Origin of the sequence: Granulicella sp. S190 (assembly GCF_009766095.1) — a bacterium.
Classification (GTDB): Bacteria; Acidobacteriota; Terriglobia; order Terriglobales; family Acidobacteriaceae; genus Edaphobacter.
In genome coordinates, this window is the sequence record NZ_LMUD01000023.1 from 211,970 (window position 1) to 227,784 (window position 15,815).

Here is a 15,815-nt window from a genome sequence, read left to right on the forward strand (position 1 = left end):
GTATCATCAAGCGCAATTGTATGAGTGAAGATACTGAAGTTCGGAAGCCGAAGTTTCGCGAAAAGGGCAGGCTGATGTCGGCCTCGGAGATCGAGCGTACGCTGGTGCGGCTGGCGCATGAGATCGTGGAAAAACATGGCGGCAGCAAGAATGTCGGCCTGGTGGGGATCAAGCGGAGAGGCGTTCCGCTGGCGCGGAGGCTGGGAGGGCTCATCGAGAAGATCGAGAAGCATCCGGTGGATGTGGGCGTGCTCGATATCAGCTTTTATCGCGATGATCTTTCGACGGATGGGCCGCGGCCGAAGGTGACGCCGGGGGCGATCGGGTTCGATGTGACGGGGCGCGACATTATCCTGATGGACGATGTGTTGTATACGGGGCGGACGATTCGGGCGGCGCTGGATGCACTGTTTGATTATGGCCGGCCGAAGAGTGTTCGGCTGCTGGTGCTGATTGACCGTGGGCATCGCGAGCTGCCGATCGAGGCGACGTATGTGGGACGGCTGATTCCTACCTCGAAGCGGGAGATTATCGAGGTAAAGCTGAACGAGATCGATGGGCAGGAGCAGGTGCTGCTGGTTGAGCTGGTGGATTGAGTTCTGCCGGACAGAGATTCGCTCCAGGCCTTAAGATGAATTCGATGACGATATTAGATGCGGGCACGGTTGCGGCAGGGTCGTTACTGACGGTGGCGGGGTTGTCGGTGGAGGAGGTTGCTGCGATTCTGACGGCGACGGACCGGCTGGAGCGGATGGCTGCGGCGGAGCGAGTGAAGATACTCGCGGGGCGGCGGATTGCGCTGCTGTTTTATGAGTCGAGTACGCGGACCAGGACTTCGTTTGAGTTGGCGGCGAAGTCGCTGGGTGCGATGACTACGCTGGTGAGCGATAAGTCTTCGTCGATTGAGAAGGGCGAGAGCCTGAAGGACACGGGGCTGACGCTGCGGGCGCTGGGGGCGGAGTGCATCGTGCTTCGGCACGCGAACTCGGGGGCGCCGTATCTGCTGGCGAAGATGACGGGGCTGCCGGTGTTGAATGCTGGAGATGGGATGCATGAGCATCCTTCGCAGGCGCTGCTGGATCTGCGGACGATGCTGGCGCGGCTGCCCGGGATGAGTGGGCGGCTGGTGAATGCGAAGACGCTGGATGGCGTGACGGTGGTGATTACAGGGGATATTTTGCACAGCCGGGTGGCGCGGTCGAACGCGATGCTGCTGCCGAGGCTGGGCGCGAGGGTGGTGTTGTGCGGGCCGAAGGAGTTGCTGCCGGAGGATGCTCTGGGGCTCGGTGCGGGGGTTGAGATTGAACGGGATTTTGATAAGGCTTTGAAGCAGGCTGCTTCGCAGGGTGCGGCGGTTGCGATGATGCTGAGGATTCAACGGGAGCGGCTGGCGGGGTTGGAGCTGGATCTGGGTGACTATATCTCGCGGTACCAGTTGGACCAGGAGCGGCTGACGGCGAAGGCGCCGGAGGCGCTGGTAATGCATCCGGGGCCGATGATTCGCGGGTTGGAGATAGCGGGTGAGGTGGCGGATGGGCCCAACTCGGCGATTGAAGACCAGGTGCGGCATGGGTTGGGGGTGCGGACGGCTTTGCTGGCGAGGGCGTTGGGTGCGGGTGGATTCGAGAGTGTAACGATATGAGTGACGTATTGATTTTGAACGGACGGCTGGTGGATCCGGCGAATGGTATGGACGTTGAGCGGGATCTCCTGTTGCGGCATGGACGGGTGGCCGCGGTGGAAAAACCGGGGGAGCTGCGCGCGATCAAGGGCAAGGAGATCCTTGATGCGAAGGGGATGATCGTCGCGCCGGGGCTGGTGGATGTGCATGTGCATCTGCGGGAGCCGGGACAGACTTACAAGGAGTCGATCAAGACGGGGACGACTGCTGCTGCCGCCGGCGGATTTACCAGCGTGGTGGCGATGCCGAATACGGTGCCGGTCAATGATTCCGTTGCGGGCCTGGAGTGGATGCTGGATGCTGCGCGTGGGGCCGTGGTGAAGCTGTTCGCTATGCCGGCGGCTACGTTTGGAAGCATGGGTGAGGAGATTACGGATTATCACGAGCTGCAGCGGGCGGGGGCTGTAGGGTTTACCGATGATGGCAAGCCGGTACTGCATGATCGGGTGATGAGAGCGGCGCTGGTGGCGGCTGCTGGGATTGGGGTGCCGATCTCGCAGCACGCGGAGGATACGCGGCTGACGGGGGGATGCAGCATGAATGCCGGGCCGGTGGCGTTTCGGCTGGGGCTGCGCGGGATGACGGTGGAGGCGGAGTCGAAGATTGTGGAGCGGGATATCCGGTTGTTGCGGGATATCGAGCGGCATGATGGGTTGCGGCCGCATCTGCATGTGCAGCATGTGTCGACGGCGAAGGCGATGTCCCTGATACGCACTGCAAAGGCAGACGGTCTGCATGTGACGTGCGAGGTGGCACCGCACCACTTCGCGCTGACCGAAGAGGCTGTGGGCGAGTACAACACGAATGCAAAGATGAATCCACCGTTGAGGAATGATGCGGACCGGCTGGCGATGATCGATGGCTTGATGGACGGGACAGTGGACTGTATTGCGACCGATCACGCTCCGCACGCGCTGTTTGAGAAGGAGCAGGAGTTTGAGCGGGCACCGAATGGGATTACGGGGCTGGAGACGGCTCTGGGGCTTGCGCTGCGGGTGTTGCATCAAGGGCGCGGGATGTCGATCTCGCGGGTGATTGAGTTGATGAGCGCGCAGCCTGCGGGGATTGTTTCGCTCGAGGGACGTGGCGCGTTGAGCGTGGGTAGCTTTGCGGATGTGGTGATTTTTGATCCGGCAGCGGAGTGGAGTTTTGCGGTGAAGGACTCGCGATCGAAGTCGCGTAATACGCCGTTCGACGGGGCTTCGATGCTGGGCCGGGTAATGGCTACGATTAGCGACGGACGGGTTGTGTTCAAGGGGTAAGAACGCAGATGCGGCTGCATCGGAAGAGCGCGCTGTGAGATCTAAAAGCTAAAAGAAGAGTTGTTTGCGAGGTACGTTTATGCCGGATTACACGAAGAGTGAAGAGGCCATCTCCCGGCTATCTCCTGAGGAGTTCCAGGTCACCCAGAAGAACGGAACCGAGCGGCCTTTCGAGAACGCTTACTGGGACCATGACGAGCCGGGACTGTACGTGGACATCGTCTCGGGTGAGCCTTTGTTCACGTCCCTGGACAAGTTTGACAGCGACTGCGGTTGGCCAAGCTTTACCAAACCAGTGGCGCCAGAGCATGTGGAGGAGCGGTCCGACAGCACCTACGGGATGAACCGTACCGAGGTGCGATCCGTTCACGGCGACAGCCATCTCGGACATGTCTTCGATGATGGGCCGAAGGAGGCTGGCGGCCTGCGCTATTGCATCAACTCCGCTTCGCTGCGTTTTATTCCTCTCGATGAGCTGGAGAGCGAGGGCTACGGAAAGTTTCTCGATCTGTTTGAGAAGAAGGATAAGGAGTAATCAGATGGCGACATCGAATGAGCGTGCAGTACTTGCGGGTGGTTGTTTTTGGGGGATGCAGGACCTTTTGCGCCGCTACCCAGGCGTGATCTCTACGCGGGTGGGATATACGGGTGGTGAGGTGCGGAACGCGACGTATCGCAATCATGAAGGACATGCTGAAGCGATTGAGATTGTCTTCAATCCTCAGCAGATCAGTTATCGCAAGATTCTGGAGTTTTTCTTTCAGGTCCATGATCCGACGACGTTGAACCGCCAGGGGAACGATACAGGGACAAGCTACCGTTCGGCGATCTTTTATGCGACCGACGAACAGAAGAAGATTGCGGAAGATACTATCGCCGACGTGAACGCTTCTGGATTGTGGCCCGGCAAAGTGGTGACTAAGGTGGTGCCAGAGGGTGATTTCTGGGAGGCCGAGCCGGAGCATCAGGATTACCTGGAGCGCATTCCCAATGGATATACGTGCCACTTCATTCGTCCGAACTGGGTTCTTCCCAAGCGAGCTGTCTAAAGAGGCTCTTCGCATCGCTTCGGCAGCATCTCAACTGCCGAAGCGATGCGGCTAACTGACGATCTTCGTGCCGACGGTGAGGGAGTCCTGGCGTTTTATCAGCAGGAAGTAAGCTGCGATGGCCACCAGCATGAATCCTGCTCCGGAGAGTGCTTTGGAGACTCCGAAGATGGGGATGAGTCTTCCCAAGGCCAGAGCGCCCAGGGGTATTCCGCCACGGAACGCTAGGTTGTAGACGCTCATGACTCTTCCGCGCATCTCGTCGGTTGCGATGAGCTGCGCGAGAGAGACCATGAGGGACGCGGAGGCCATGATGGCCGCTCCTCCCAGGAAGATGAACAGGCAGGAGAGAGGAAGCCATTTCGAGAGAGCAAAGCCGACGGTAACGAAGCCGAGGGAGATGAGAATCAGCAGGGTGATGCGGCCCTGACCTTTTAGCTTTTCCATAGCGGCTACGGTGAGGGCACCGCATATGGAACCTGCTCCTGAGCAAACTAACAGCAGGGTGTAGGTCTTCGGGCCTTGATGGAAGACGTTCTGCACGAAGACGGGCAGGAATCCATTGAGTGAAAAGCCGAACAGAGTGGTGCAGAAGGCAAGCACCACCAGTGCGCTCATCCCGTCGCGCTGTCGTATGAACTGGATGCCCTCCTTCATGCTAGTAAGGACGCGCACCCGGGTTTTGGGCGGGACGAATTTGAAGTGGATCATGAAGAGCGAGATGATGACCGCGAGGTAAGAGACGCCATTGAGCGCGAAACACCAGGTTGCGCCGAGCGTGCTGTAGGCGATGCCGCCGATGGTCGGGCCGAGGATTCGAGCCAGGTTGAACTGGATGGAGTTCATGGCGATGGCGTTGGCGAGGTCTTCCGTCGGGACCAGGGTGGGGAGAATCGCAGAGTAGGCCGGGCCGCCGAAGGACTGTCCTAATCCCACGACGAAAGAGAGGGTGAGGATGTGCCACACCTTGACCAAATGAGTAAAGAAGAGAGCTGCGAGGAGGAAGGCGCATGCCATCTGGATGTACTGGGAGGCGAGCAACATCTTTCGCCGGTCCAGACGGTCTGCGAAGACTCCGCCGAAGAGCGAGAACATCATGATGGGGAGTTGCCCGAGGAAGAGATCGAGGCCGAGATAGAAGGGGTCTTTGGTGAGATCGTAGACCAGCCAGCTTTGCGCAAACTGCTGTACGAAGGTGCCGATGGTGGAGGCGCATGCCCCCATCCACATCAGGCGGAAGTCGCGATACCGGAAGGCTCTGAAGATACGTGCAAGAAATGGAGGGAGTTGAGCCATTAGAGCAATGGCTCCTTGCTTCGATCGGTATTACACGAGGCTTTTGTTCGCAAAGAAAAGGCACCTTCAATTCGCTTGGACAGGGAGTCTGTACTTAGGTACAGATGAGTTGCGTTTCACGCGGTCGCACTTTCTCCGTTTGGAGAGGAGATCCGCCTGCTTGGTGGGGCGCGAGATGAAAGTTCATAGGCTTGCGTTCAGTGGGGAGATAAGACGTCCAGTCTTCTTCTGATTATCTCTGATCCTTCACTGGGGAGCGAAAGATGAGATGGCTGCCTGCTCTTCGTCAAACACCTCAAATAACGGCAAAAGATTGCACATTTTTAAAACCTGCGTTACCTGTTTAGACGGATTCACGAGCTTTAGGGAGCCGCCTGCTTCTTTGGTGGAGCTGAGAATCATGACCAAGAGGCCAACACCGCTGGAATCCATTCTGGTAACGCCGGTAAGGTTGAGCACGAACTGGCGTCCCCCGTGAGCGGCGAGATTTTCCATCTTGGCTCTGAGAGCGTTGACTGAAGCTCCGAGGAGCAGGGGACCGTTCAGTGTGATCGCTTCCACTTCGCCGTATTTCAGGACGTTCATCGCAAAATCGCTCAACGTCGACTCCTTAGGCATTGATTGCCATCGGCGCGTGACCTGCAGCAAAAGACCGGTATTTTGGCTTGTCTCTTGCAAAAAAATCAACACACCAGCCTGCGGCAGGATAACATCTAGCGACACTACAAGACACTGCTGGATGGGGACATTGGTGAACGACTCGGCTGGTGCGTCTCTGCTGGAAAGGTTTTCAGCCTCTCTGCTCGCTGAACTAGAGAGCGGCCCCAGAGCGCGCATTCTGGCATCGGGTATCTCCGATCTGCTGCAGGAGTCATCCGTTCTGGTGTATCTGCTCGACGAGAGGATATCGGCGTGGCTGCTGAAGGCGGCGATCGGCGATGTATCTGTTGACCGAGGTGGCGTTCCGATGGATTCGGGCGGACTTGGTGCGGTAGCGGCGGAGCGGACGGTGTTGCACTTCGACGGCGAAGGGCTGAGTCGCGAAGACTTTGCGCATCTCGATATTCGTCAAAGCTTCAACTCGCTTACTTATGTTCCTCTTCTTCTTGGCGAGCAGTTACTTGGCTGCGTAGAGATTGTGAGTTTCTCCGAACCGCCTACGACATCTGCGATGGAGACCATTGTCGAGATGGCCGATTGCGCCGCTGTTGCCCTGGGCACGGCGCTGCTGTATGAGTCGGAGCGCAATGCCGGGCTGTCGTCTGTGCTGCGGCTTACACAGCTCTACGATATTGAAAAAGTGTTCAACGCGACGCTTGAGATGCGGGAGCTGCTGCCTGTGATCACTTCAAAGGTGCAGGACCTGACGGGCGCTACCGGGGTGAATCTGTGGATGGTGGATCAAGACGATCTGCTGCTGGTGCAACAGGCTGGAGAGGATCCTGCGGTTGCGGTGGGAGACCGGCAGGGAGCCGGCGATGGCATCGTAGGAGACGTCGGTGAGACGGGCGAAGCTGTTGTGGTGCAGGCGGAGGACGAGGCGCTGCAGAGGCGGAGTTCTGTTACTGAAGTTGCAGCTGTTTCGCTGATGGCCGCGCCTTTATTGAAAGACGAGACGCTAACGGGTGTTCTGGAGGTGGTGAGCTACGATCCGGATTTTATCTTTAGCGAAGATGATCTTTTCACCCTGACGCAGGTGGCTGACTCGGCTGCGCAGGCACTTCACAACTCTTCGCTTTTGCAGGCGGAGCGCAAGATCGAGGTTCTCCAGACCCTGGTCAGTATTAGCCAGGAGATCACCTCCACTTTGAATCTGCAACGAGTGCTGCAGGCGATTGTGAATCAACCGCAACTGGTGATTCCTTACGAGCGTGCGGCGATTGCGCTGGAGCAGAGAAACAAGATCAATGTGCAGGCGATCTCGGGTGTGACGAAGCTCGATGCTTCGAGCCCGGAGGTCGGGGCGCTGAACGGAGTGTTGAACTGGGTTGCGGGGCTGGAGACGGAGATTTATGTCACGCAGCAAGGCGATGAGATCAGCGATACACGGCCGGAGACACGCGAGAAGTTTCGCCGCTACTTTGAGACGACGGGCTCGCGGAGCTTCTATGCGATTCCTCTGGGGGATGACGAAGGAAGACTGGGGATTCTTTCGTTTGAGAGCCCCGATGCAGAGTTTCTGACCACGCTGCATTTCGAAATTATCAAGATTCTGGCGAGCCAGGCGACGCTGGCTTTGAGGAATGCTTCGCTTTATAAAGAAGTTCCCTTTATCGGAATTCTGGAGCCGCTGATAGAGAAGCGGCGCCGTTTTATGGCGATTGAGAGGCGCCGCCGCGGGCTGATTCTGGCGTCGGTTGCTGCGGTGTTGCTTGCGCTGATCGCAGTTCCCTTCCCGATGCGCGTTGTGGGGCAGGCACAGGTGAGCCCAGCGCAGACCGAGTATGTCCATGCGGAAGAGGACAGTGTGGTGCAGAAGGTTTTTGTTCACGAGGGGGATGCGGTGGTTCGTGGAACGCCACTGCTTCAGATGACCGATTGGGGCCAGAGGGCGAGTCTTGCTGCGGCGCAGGCAAAGTACAACACGGCCATGGCAGAGATGACTCGCGCACTTACGAATAACGATGCGACGACTGCGGGGCAACGACAGGTGGAGGCGGATTCGATGCGTGGCGAGGTGACGCGGTTGAGCGACAGACTCTCCCGCACGACGCTACATGCGGAGATAGCAGGTGTTGTTGCTACACCTCACGTTGAAGACCTTGTGGGGAAGAAGCTATCGAGCGGCGACCCGTTGATCGAGCTGGTGAGTACAGAGAGCGTGGTGGTGGATGTTGCCGTGCTGGAGCGAGATGTTGAACTGCTCAAGACTGGAGCATCAGCCAACATCAAACTTGAGTCGTTCCCGACTGCGACTTTTCATGGGACGGTGAGTGTGATCAGCCCGTCGGGTAAGACCGTGGGCGAGGACCATGTCTTCTTTGCGCGAGTCGCTGTGCCTAATCCAAAGGGAGATATCAGGCCAGGGATGCAGGGTCTGGGAAAGATTCGCATTGGGGCGCGCCCCTTGGGATATGTGCTGTTTCGCGACGCTGCGTTGTGGATATGGTCAAAGCTGTGGAACTGGTTTAGCTAGTGAGGATCGGGATGAAGCATCTCTTTGCGGTTGCGATTGCGGCGGTTCTCTTGTCGGCGAGTGTTGGTTGCTCGCCGAGTAAAGCACAGCTTGCCGCCCCGCCGGTGCAGGCAGCGCGTCCGATGCAGGTATCCGATGCTCAACCTAAGAGGGATGTGCGCCCGTCGCGCGAGCTCGTCGTCAGCGGTCCTATAACGGTAGAGCAGCAGCTGGATATCGTGGCCCTCCGACCTGGGGTGATCGTGGCGCTGCCGGTGGATGTAGATTCGGTGCTTCAGAGAGATGAGGTGATGGCCCGGCTGGATGCGCGCCAGTTGGAGGCCGACCGCAATACTGCCAAGTACAAGATGGAGAGTCTTGAAGCAGACCTCAAGAACTGGCAGTCGGAGCTTCAGGTTCGCGAGACGGATATGCGGCGCGCGGAGGAGATGCACAAAGAGGGCATCAATACGCAGGAGGCGTACGACCATAGCAAGTACGAGGTGGCCGCAAGCCAGTTTGAAGTGGAGCGACAACGCGGAGAGATGCTGAGTGCGAAGGCTAATCTGCAATCCATCGAACTGGAGCTGGAGAAGACGAGGATTGTGGCGCCGTTCAAAGGAGTGGTAGCGCAACGCTATGTGCGGCTTGGTCAATACGTGGCGACCGGCGATAAGCTTTTTCGCGTGATGGGGGCGTCACCGCTCGAAGTGCGGTTCACGCTGCCAGGGGGCGAGGTAGCTCTTTTAAAGAGGGGAGAGTTGATCACGGTGTCGCCAACGGCTGAGTTTGAGCAGACTACGACTGCGACGGTGACGCACATCAGTCCCGTGGTTGATCCGGGCAGCGGCACGATCGAAGTGACAGCCGTTTTGAAACAGAGGCTGCCGGGACTGATCCCCGGCACCATCGCTTCCGTGCGGATTGCGAGATGAATCTTGCCGAAGCGTTTAATGCAGCGCTTCCAGACCTGCCTGCACGCAGGAGCCGAAGTACGTATCCGAAGCTCGATCCAGCGCTGGTAGCTCGGGAAAATATCGAAGATGGTCAGCCGGTGATTGCCGCGCTGATTCGCGGGACCGATAAGATCTTCCGCTTCACTTACGAGCAGTGGCAGATTATTGAGTTGTTCGATGGGACGCGCTCTTATGAGGAGGTTGCTGCTCTGCATACGGAGCAGTACGGCGTGGCTTACAGCGCCGATGATCTAAGAGAGTTTGCCGGCACGCTGGACGATATCGACTTCTGGTACAAGACACCGCTGGAAAAGAATATTGCGCTTCGGCAGAAGCTTGAGAGCGGGCGGCATCAGCATGCTCATCGCAAGTCGAAGTGGGGCGATATCTCGCACATGCAGTTTTCGGCGTGGGATCCCGACAAGTATTTCAACCGCATCTATCCTTACGCCCGATGGATTTACACCCGATGGTTTACAACGCTCACGCTTCTGGTCTTCGCGTTTATGCTGGCTTTATTTGTGGCGAACTGGGACCAGATTGGGCGAGATACGGTGCAGTTTTATACCTTTACGGAGAAGAGCGCAGGCGATCTGGCGGAGTTCTGGATCTTGTTTTTGATTCTCGGCTTTTTTCACGAATCCGCGCATGGACTGACCTGCAAGCACTACGGGGCCGAGGTCCACGCGATGGGGTTTCATCTTATCTTTCTGACGCCTGCATTTTTCGTTGATGTGAGCGAGGCCTGGGTCTACGCCAGCCGTTGGCAGCGATTGGTTACGATCATCGCGGGCATATGGGTTGAGATGATCTTCTGCGCGATCGCGACGGTGGTGTGGTGGGGAACTCCGGTGGGAAGCAGCGCGCACGATCTTGCCTACAAGATTATGTTGCTGACCGGGATTGCTGTGATCGTCGTGAATATGAACCCACTGATCAAGCTCGATGGGTACTATGCCTTCTCGGAGATTCTGGGATTCTCGGATATCAAGGAGAAGTCGACGGCGTATCTGTCGGGGCTGGTGCGGGGGAAGATCTTTCGACTTCCGGTTGAGGTGGAGTATGTGCCGAAGCGCAGACGGCCGGGATACCTGCTGTATGCCGTTCTCTCTGGGATCTATAGCTACAGTCTCCTCTATACGGTGATACGGTTCACTCACAACGTTTTTTTCAGGTACAGCCCCGACTGGGCGTTTCTGCCCTCCCTGGCGTTGGCGCTGGTGGTGTTTCGTTCTCGAATTCGTACCCTGTTGAGGTTTGCCCGGACTGTGATTCTGGATAAAAAAGACCGAGTTCTTTCGTGGCTGACAGCTACCCGCGTGGCCGTTGTCGCGGCTGTGCTTCTGGTTCTGCTGTTCGTTCCTTTTTTGCATGAGACGGTGACCGCCAGGTTTGTGTTGGAGCCCAGCCGACGGGAGACAGTTCGAAACCTTGTGCGTGGCCGTGTTGCGGCGGTGCTTGTTCATGAGGGACAGGCCGTTTCCGCTGGAGAGCCGCTGGTCATAATGCAAAATACACAGCTGGAGTCCGGGCGTGCGAGGGCGCAGCAGGAGTTTGCTCTCACCGATGCGGAGCGTGTGCAGGCTCAACTGACTCAGACAGATCTGGGCCTCGCCTCTCAGGAACATGCTCGCGCTGGAATCGAGCGGACGATTGCGCAGGAGGAGACCGGGCAGCTTGCGCCGCGCGCTCCGATGGCGGGTGTGGTGATGACCTCGCGTGTGCAGGATCTCGCGGGAAGTTATCTGGACGAGGGGGCAACGATCGCGGAGATCGGTGAAACCGCGAAGATGCGAGCCCGGATGTTCGTTCGAGAGTACATCGTGCCTCGAGTGCAGCCTGGCGCGAAGGTTCATCTGCTGGTGGATGGGCGGTTTTCCTCGACGTACGCGAAGGTTGAGGATCTGCAGCCGGCACCGGAGGCCCTGGCGCCTGCGCTAGAGATGATTCAGAGTGCAAAGAGCGTGAAAGAAGATGGCGTGCTTCGCTATTACGTGGTCGATGCGTTGATCCCGAATGACGGCTCGCTGCACGATGGCATGACCGGGACCGCGCGGATCACAGTACAAAGTCGAAGCGTTGCGGGCCTTCTGGGCAGAGAGATGCGCGAGTTTTTTGATCGCAAGATCTGGTGATGGAGAGGCTTTAAGCAGAAGAGGAAGAGCCGAAGCTCTTCCTCTTCTGTGCGGATGGAATACCGCGATACGAGAACCAAGACGACTGCCAAACGAAACAACGCGGTACCCGCCACAGGCCAATAAACTTCGCGAAACTTACTAAAGGGCGATGTTCTTCGAGAGCGCCCGCTTGGAAAGCGAGATGTTCTTGGACAAGGACATGTTCTTTGACAAGGAGATGTTCTTCGACAAGGACGCCTGCTTGGAGAGCGAGATATTCTTCGAAAGAGCAGCCTGCTTGGAAAGCGAGATGTTCTTTGAGAGAGCCGCGTTCTTGGATACGGCTACGCGACTGGCAACCGGGCTGCTCGAAACCGAGACGCCAGAGTTTGCGGTCTTGTTGACTGCGGGAGACTTCTTGGTCGACTCAAGATTGCTGATCAATGATTTCTTCTGGATCGCCATGATATTTATCCTTTGAATGCTTGAATCAGCTTGAGAGATTCGCCAGTAAGCTGTTGCTTTTGATAAGGCAATCTGCATGCCAAACTCTGGAAGACCTTACGGTAGCGGAAAATTCAAAGAATTGGCTGCTTTTTGCGCTGAGGGTAGGTTAGCGGAGACAGGGACTGGGATGTAATGTGTGCGAAAGAGTTAAAATTTAACCTGATGAGGGGTTAAATATCTACCCCTCAAGACCGATCTGGTACTTGCGGCAGAGGTACTTCATCTTTTCTTTGGGGATCTGCAGCAGGGCGGCGGCTCCGTTCTTGGTTCCTGCCCGGCGTAGAGCTGCCATCAGATAAGCGACCTCGATGCGAGCCAGCTCGTCGTCGAGATCAAGTCCGCCGGCAGGCACAAGAATTTCGTCGTGATTCGCGGTGTTCTCGTAGATCACTTTTTCAGGGAGATGCTGTACTTCGATCAGCTCTCCATCGACCATCAGGGCGAGGCGCTGAGCCAGATTTTCCAGCTCTCGGACGTTTCCCGGCCAGGTGCTCGTCTCCAAGACCTGGAGGGCCTCGGGGGAAAAGTACTTCTGGGGCAGATCTCCTGCGGTGCAGTACATCCTTAAATAATGGTCGAGCAGCAGAGGCACATCGCCTGTTCGCTCCCGTAGAGGTGGGAGAAAGACGGGAATGACGCAGATACGGTAGTAGAGATCCTCGCGAAACTGGCCCGCTTTTACCATCTGATCCAGGTTGTCGTTGGTGGCCGCGATGAGCCTGAAGTCGATCTTTCGCGGACTCTTGCCGCCGATGCGTTGGACCACCTTCTCCTGGAGTACGCGCAGAAGCTTGCTCTGGAGGGGCAGGCTGAGAGAGCCAATCTCGTCGAGGAAGAGCGTGCCGCCGTCGGCCAGTTCGATCTGTCCGGGGTGCGCAGCGTGGGCCCCGGTGAAGGATCCTTTTTCATGGCCAAAGAGTTCGGACTCCATCAGTGTTTCAGGCAATGCAGCGCAGTTGACACTGATGATGGGTCGATTGCATCGAGGGCTTAGCGAGACGATGGCGCGCGCCGCAAGCTCTTTTCCTGTTCCGCTCTCGCCGCGCAACATGACGGTGCTGTTGCTGGAAGCCACGCGGCGGAGGATCTCATAGACGCGCTGCATGGCTTCGCTGCCACCGATCATCTCGCAGAAGCTGTTCTTCCGCGCAATTTCGCCACGTAGCTGGTTTGTTTTGAGCCGTTCGCGATGCCTGGCACCCTCTTCCAGCAAATACTCGCGAAGTTCAGGAAAGTCCACCGGGGCCAGGAGGAACTCATCTCCTCCCGCTTTTTTTGTACGCTGGCGCGCGTTTCGCAAGGGGGTGCGTGAGATGGCGAGGCACAGGATCTGTGGCGCTGCCGTGCGCACCGACTCGATATAAGTAAAGACATCGGTTTCATCGGGGACTATGGTGTCGAGATCGATGACGACGATTTCGGGGGTATGCTCTGCCAGGCTTTGAAAGAGGGAGGTCGAGTCCGGTGCGATACGGATGAAGAAGGCAGGAGCCAACTCCAGGCCGATGTCGACAAGGGCCGCATCGTCGCTTGTTGCAAACAGCAACTTGATCGCTTCATGGGATGCTGCTGCAGTTGCAATCGTCGCCACGCACAGCCTCAGTTGGAAGAGTTGTCTGGAGATTATATGAAAGCTGGGCTCATTATGGGGTTCTCATGAGATTTTGTCTCGATCCTTCGGGCAGGCCATTGCGGCAAATGCCGTAAAAGCCAATCTTGAGAGTCGGAACAGAACTGTATCCGGTTTCGTATAGTGGCGCATGAGAGTTCTTCGACAGGCTGCTGCTGTGATCCTGGTGTTGCTCGGGATAGTGGGGATGCGGGCTAGTTTTGCCTCAATCACCTATGAGGTGGGAGCGCGTGCGCGTGTGTTCAAGCCGGGACATGCGCGGAACTGGCGAGGCGCGAAGACTGAAGCGCTGGTGACAACGATCTGGTATCCGGTGAGCGCAGTTGCGAGGCTGCACGAAGAGCCGCAGGTGATTGGGCCGTCTGATAAACCGCTGTTTTTTGCCGGTGCTGCGGCGGTGGATGCTCCGATTGCAGAGGTGCCGGAGAAGTTTCCGGTGGTGATGTTGTCGCACGGGACGGGTGGGTCGGCGATGCAGATGGCGTGGCTAGGCACGGTATTGGCGCGGCATGGATATATTGCGGTGGCGGTGAATCATCCTGGCAATAATGCGCTAGAGCCATATACGGCGGAAGGCTTCGCGCTGTGGTGGGAGAGAGCAATCGATATCAGCGATGCGGTGGATGCGCTGCTGAAGGACTCTACGTTTGGGCCGCGAGTAGATGCGACACGGATCGGTGCGGCAGGCTTTTCGATTGGGGGATATACGGTTCTGGAACTGGCGGGGGCGCGGACGACGCAGGCTGATTTTCTTGCGGCCTGTGCGGCAGAGCCTACGCTGCCGACCTGCAGGGTGCCGGAGATGAAGAACTTTGGCAGCCCGGAGGACATAACGGCGCGGGTGAAGGCTACGAGTGCGGAGTCGCTGGCACGGGGCGGGGATAGCTATCGAGATCCACGGATACGGGCGGTGTTTGCAGTGGCTCCGGCAGTGGGGCAGGCGTTTCGGGAGGATGCATTTCGGGAGGTAGGTATTCCCGTGGCGATGGTGGTGGGGGCTGCGGACCCGATCGCGCCTGCGGCTGCGAATGCGGCGAAGTTCAAGAAGCTGATGCCGAGGTCAGAGCTGACGATTTTACCTGGAGAGGTGAGCCACTATACGTTCCTCGATACCTGCACGGATGCTGGCAAGGCGAAGCTGGGAGTGTACTGTGCGGATGCTGCTGGAGTGGACAGAGAGAAGGTCCACGCGACAGTGACGAGTATGGCGGTGAAGTTCTTTGACCAGAACCTGCGCTAGTGCGTTGCTGGTGTCTAGTGGGTGTGAAAGATGCGCTTGTTGACGTCGGGCCAGAACTCTTTATAGAAGAAGTTGAAGCCGTCGATGATGTCGCTGGTAAGCCACTTTTGACCGACTTTGGTCCATGTTCGGTACTTGGTCGGGTAGTAGAGGCTGGAGATTCCAGACGCTGCGCCGGAGCCAATAATTTCGGCGAAGTTGAAGGTAGCGTCTCCGTCATCTTTGCGGGAGATGACGACGCGAGAGACGGCATAGAGGGCGCGTTTGCGGAAGCCGCCGTGGCCGAGAGTGTAGAAGCGGTTGTCCTGTTTGAAGATGATAGGGCCAAGGCCGCCGACCCAAAAGTTTTCGTCCGCAGTGTCGGCCAGTGTGTGCCAGTAGTAACGACCGTATCCCTTGAGGCCCTGATGGAACTCCGGGTAGGAGGCGCTATTCATGGCGAAGCCTGCCTGAATACCGGCGATGAAGAAAGAGGAGTAGTCGAAGGTGTCTTTGCCGGCGATGAGGAACTTTTCCTTCGGGGTCATAGGCGGCAGCTTCGTATCGGCAGAGACGGACCGAAAGTTGGGGACGATGCCAAGGATGCGTTTGGTCTGCTGGGTGCCATTGGGGCTGACGGCGTTGGGGTCGGTTGTCTCAATGGGCTTCGAAGGAACAGTTGATTGCGTGGATTGCGGGTAGAGCAGGGCGCTCGGTGCATCTGGAAGATCGGCGGTGGTGAGGGTTGATGGCTCGGCGGGCTCGGATGGTGCGGCAATGCTTGAGGACTCTGGGGCTGGAGCGGGTGCTGAGGCTACGAGTGTGGGCTGCTGTGCGTTCAAAGCCACGGGTGTCCCGGCAATCGCTATGCAGAGAGCGATGCCAAGCTGCAGGCCAGTCAGCCTGAGCTGGTCGATAGTACAAGAGAACATACCGTTTTGACGCATTCTTTGAGGATAGTCCTTTTGCGGGGCCGTGGAGGC

General features: G+C 57.6%; 14 protein-coding genes. 10 read left to right on the forward strand and 4 right to left on the reverse strand.

The features are described 5' to 3' along the window. Nucleotides 1-20 precede the first annotated feature (20 nt). The 5 genes from pyrR (at nucleotide 21) to msrA (ending at nucleotide 3,992) form a co-directional block, all read left to right on the forward strand. Nucleotides 21-596 (forward strand): bifunctional pyr operon transcriptional regulator/uracil phosphoribosyltransferase PyrR, encoded by a 576-nt coding sequence (pyrR, locus tag GSQ94_RS14250; RefSeq protein WP_256369977.1) that lies wholly within the window; start codon nucleotides 21-23, stop codon nucleotides 594-596. Nucleotides 597-631: 35 nt separating this feature from the next. Continuing rightward, complete coding sequence (locus GSQ94_RS14255; protein ID WP_371417522.1) at nucleotides 632-1,642, forward strand: aspartate carbamoyltransferase catalytic subunit; 1,011 nt, start codon at nucleotides 632-634, stop codon at nucleotides 1,640-1,642. Then, the gene (locus tag GSQ94_RS14260; RefSeq protein WP_158944534.1) at nucleotides 1,639-2,943 is read left to right on the forward strand and encodes a dihydroorotase; all 1,305 of its coding nucleotides are present in this window, start codon (nucleotides 1,639-1,641) and stop codon (nucleotides 2,941-2,943) included. The genes GSQ94_RS14255 and GSQ94_RS14260 overlap by 4 nt, the downstream gene beginning before the upstream one ends. Nucleotides 2,944-3,022: 79 nt before the next feature. Continuing rightward, nucleotides 3,023-3,478, forward strand: coding sequence for a peptide-methionine (R)-S-oxide reductase MsrB (gene msrB / locus GSQ94_RS14265; RefSeq protein ID WP_158944794.1), 456 nt, complete (start codon nucleotides 3,023-3,025; stop codon nucleotides 3,476-3,478). Between the two features lie 4 nt (nucleotides 3,479-3,482). Further along, on the forward strand, nucleotides 3,483-3,992 hold the full coding sequence (gene msrA, locus GSQ94_RS14270; RefSeq protein WP_158944535.1) for a peptide-methionine (S)-S-oxide reductase MsrA: 510 nt from the start codon (nucleotides 3,483-3,485) through the stop codon (nucleotides 3,990-3,992). Between the two features lie 51 nt (nucleotides 3,993-4,043). Here msrA and GSQ94_RS14275 read toward each other — a convergent pair whose 3' ends face one another. After that, on the reverse strand, nucleotides 4,044-5,288 hold the full coding sequence (locus GSQ94_RS14275; protein ID WP_158944536.1) for an MFS transporter: 1,245 nt from the start codon (nucleotides 5,286-5,288) through the stop codon (nucleotides 4,044-4,046). Between the two features lie 246 nt (nucleotides 5,289-5,534). Continuing rightward, on the reverse strand, nucleotides 5,535-6,011 hold the full coding sequence (locus tag GSQ94_RS14280; RefSeq protein WP_158944537.1) for an STAS domain-containing protein: 477 nt from the start codon (nucleotides 6,009-6,011) through the stop codon (nucleotides 5,535-5,537). Nucleotides 6,012-6,027: 16 nt separating this feature from the next. Here GSQ94_RS14280 and GSQ94_RS14285 point away from each other — a divergent pair, with 16 nt between their 5' ends. From GSQ94_RS14285 to GSQ94_RS14300, 4 genes are all read left to right on the forward strand, one after another. Continuing rightward, entirely contained in the window at nucleotides 6,028-8,424 is a 2,397-nt protein-coding gene (locus GSQ94_RS14285; protein WP_158944538.1) for a GAF domain-containing protein, read from the forward strand. An 11-nt stretch (nucleotides 8,425-8,435) separates the two neighbouring features. After that, nucleotides 8,436-9,338, forward strand: coding sequence for an efflux RND transporter periplasmic adaptor subunit (locus GSQ94_RS14290; RefSeq protein ID WP_158944539.1), 903 nt, complete (start codon nucleotides 8,436-8,438; stop codon nucleotides 9,336-9,338). Then, nucleotides 9,335-11,494: an efflux RND transporter periplasmic adaptor subunit gene (locus tag GSQ94_RS14295; protein ID WP_158944540.1), complete on the forward strand. Its 2,160-nt coding sequence runs from the start codon at nucleotides 9,335-9,337 to the stop codon at nucleotides 11,492-11,494. The genes GSQ94_RS14290 and GSQ94_RS14295 overlap by 4 nt, the downstream gene beginning before the upstream one ends. Before the next feature lie 151 nt (nucleotides 11,495-11,645). Beyond that, nucleotides 11,646-11,957: a hypothetical protein gene (locus GSQ94_RS14300; protein WP_158944541.1), complete on the forward strand. Its 312-nt coding sequence runs from the start codon at nucleotides 11,646-11,648 to the stop codon at nucleotides 11,955-11,957. Nucleotides 11,958-12,161: 204 nt separating this feature from the next. Here GSQ94_RS14300 and GSQ94_RS14305 read toward each other — a convergent pair whose 3' ends face one another. Beyond that, nucleotides 12,162-13,574, reverse strand: a complete 1,413-nt coding sequence (locus tag GSQ94_RS14305) for a sigma-54 dependent transcriptional regulator (RefSeq protein ID WP_158944542.1) — start codon at nucleotides 13,572-13,574, stop codon at nucleotides 12,162-12,164. 169 nt (nucleotides 13,575-13,743) lie between these two features. Here GSQ94_RS14305 and GSQ94_RS14310 point away from each other — a divergent pair, with 169 nt between their 5' ends. Further along, complete coding sequence (locus GSQ94_RS14310; protein WP_158944543.1) at nucleotides 13,744-14,853, forward strand: dienelactone hydrolase family protein; 1,110 nt, start codon at nucleotides 13,744-13,746, stop codon at nucleotides 14,851-14,853. A 14-nt stretch (nucleotides 14,854-14,867) separates the two neighbouring features. On the opposite strand, the gene GSQ94_RS14315 is transcribed toward GSQ94_RS14310, so the two are convergent. Next, nucleotides 14,868-15,764, reverse strand: coding sequence for a hypothetical protein (locus GSQ94_RS14315; protein ID WP_158944544.1), 897 nt, complete (start codon nucleotides 15,762-15,764; stop codon nucleotides 14,868-14,870). Nucleotides 15,765-15,815 lie beyond the last annotated feature (51 nt).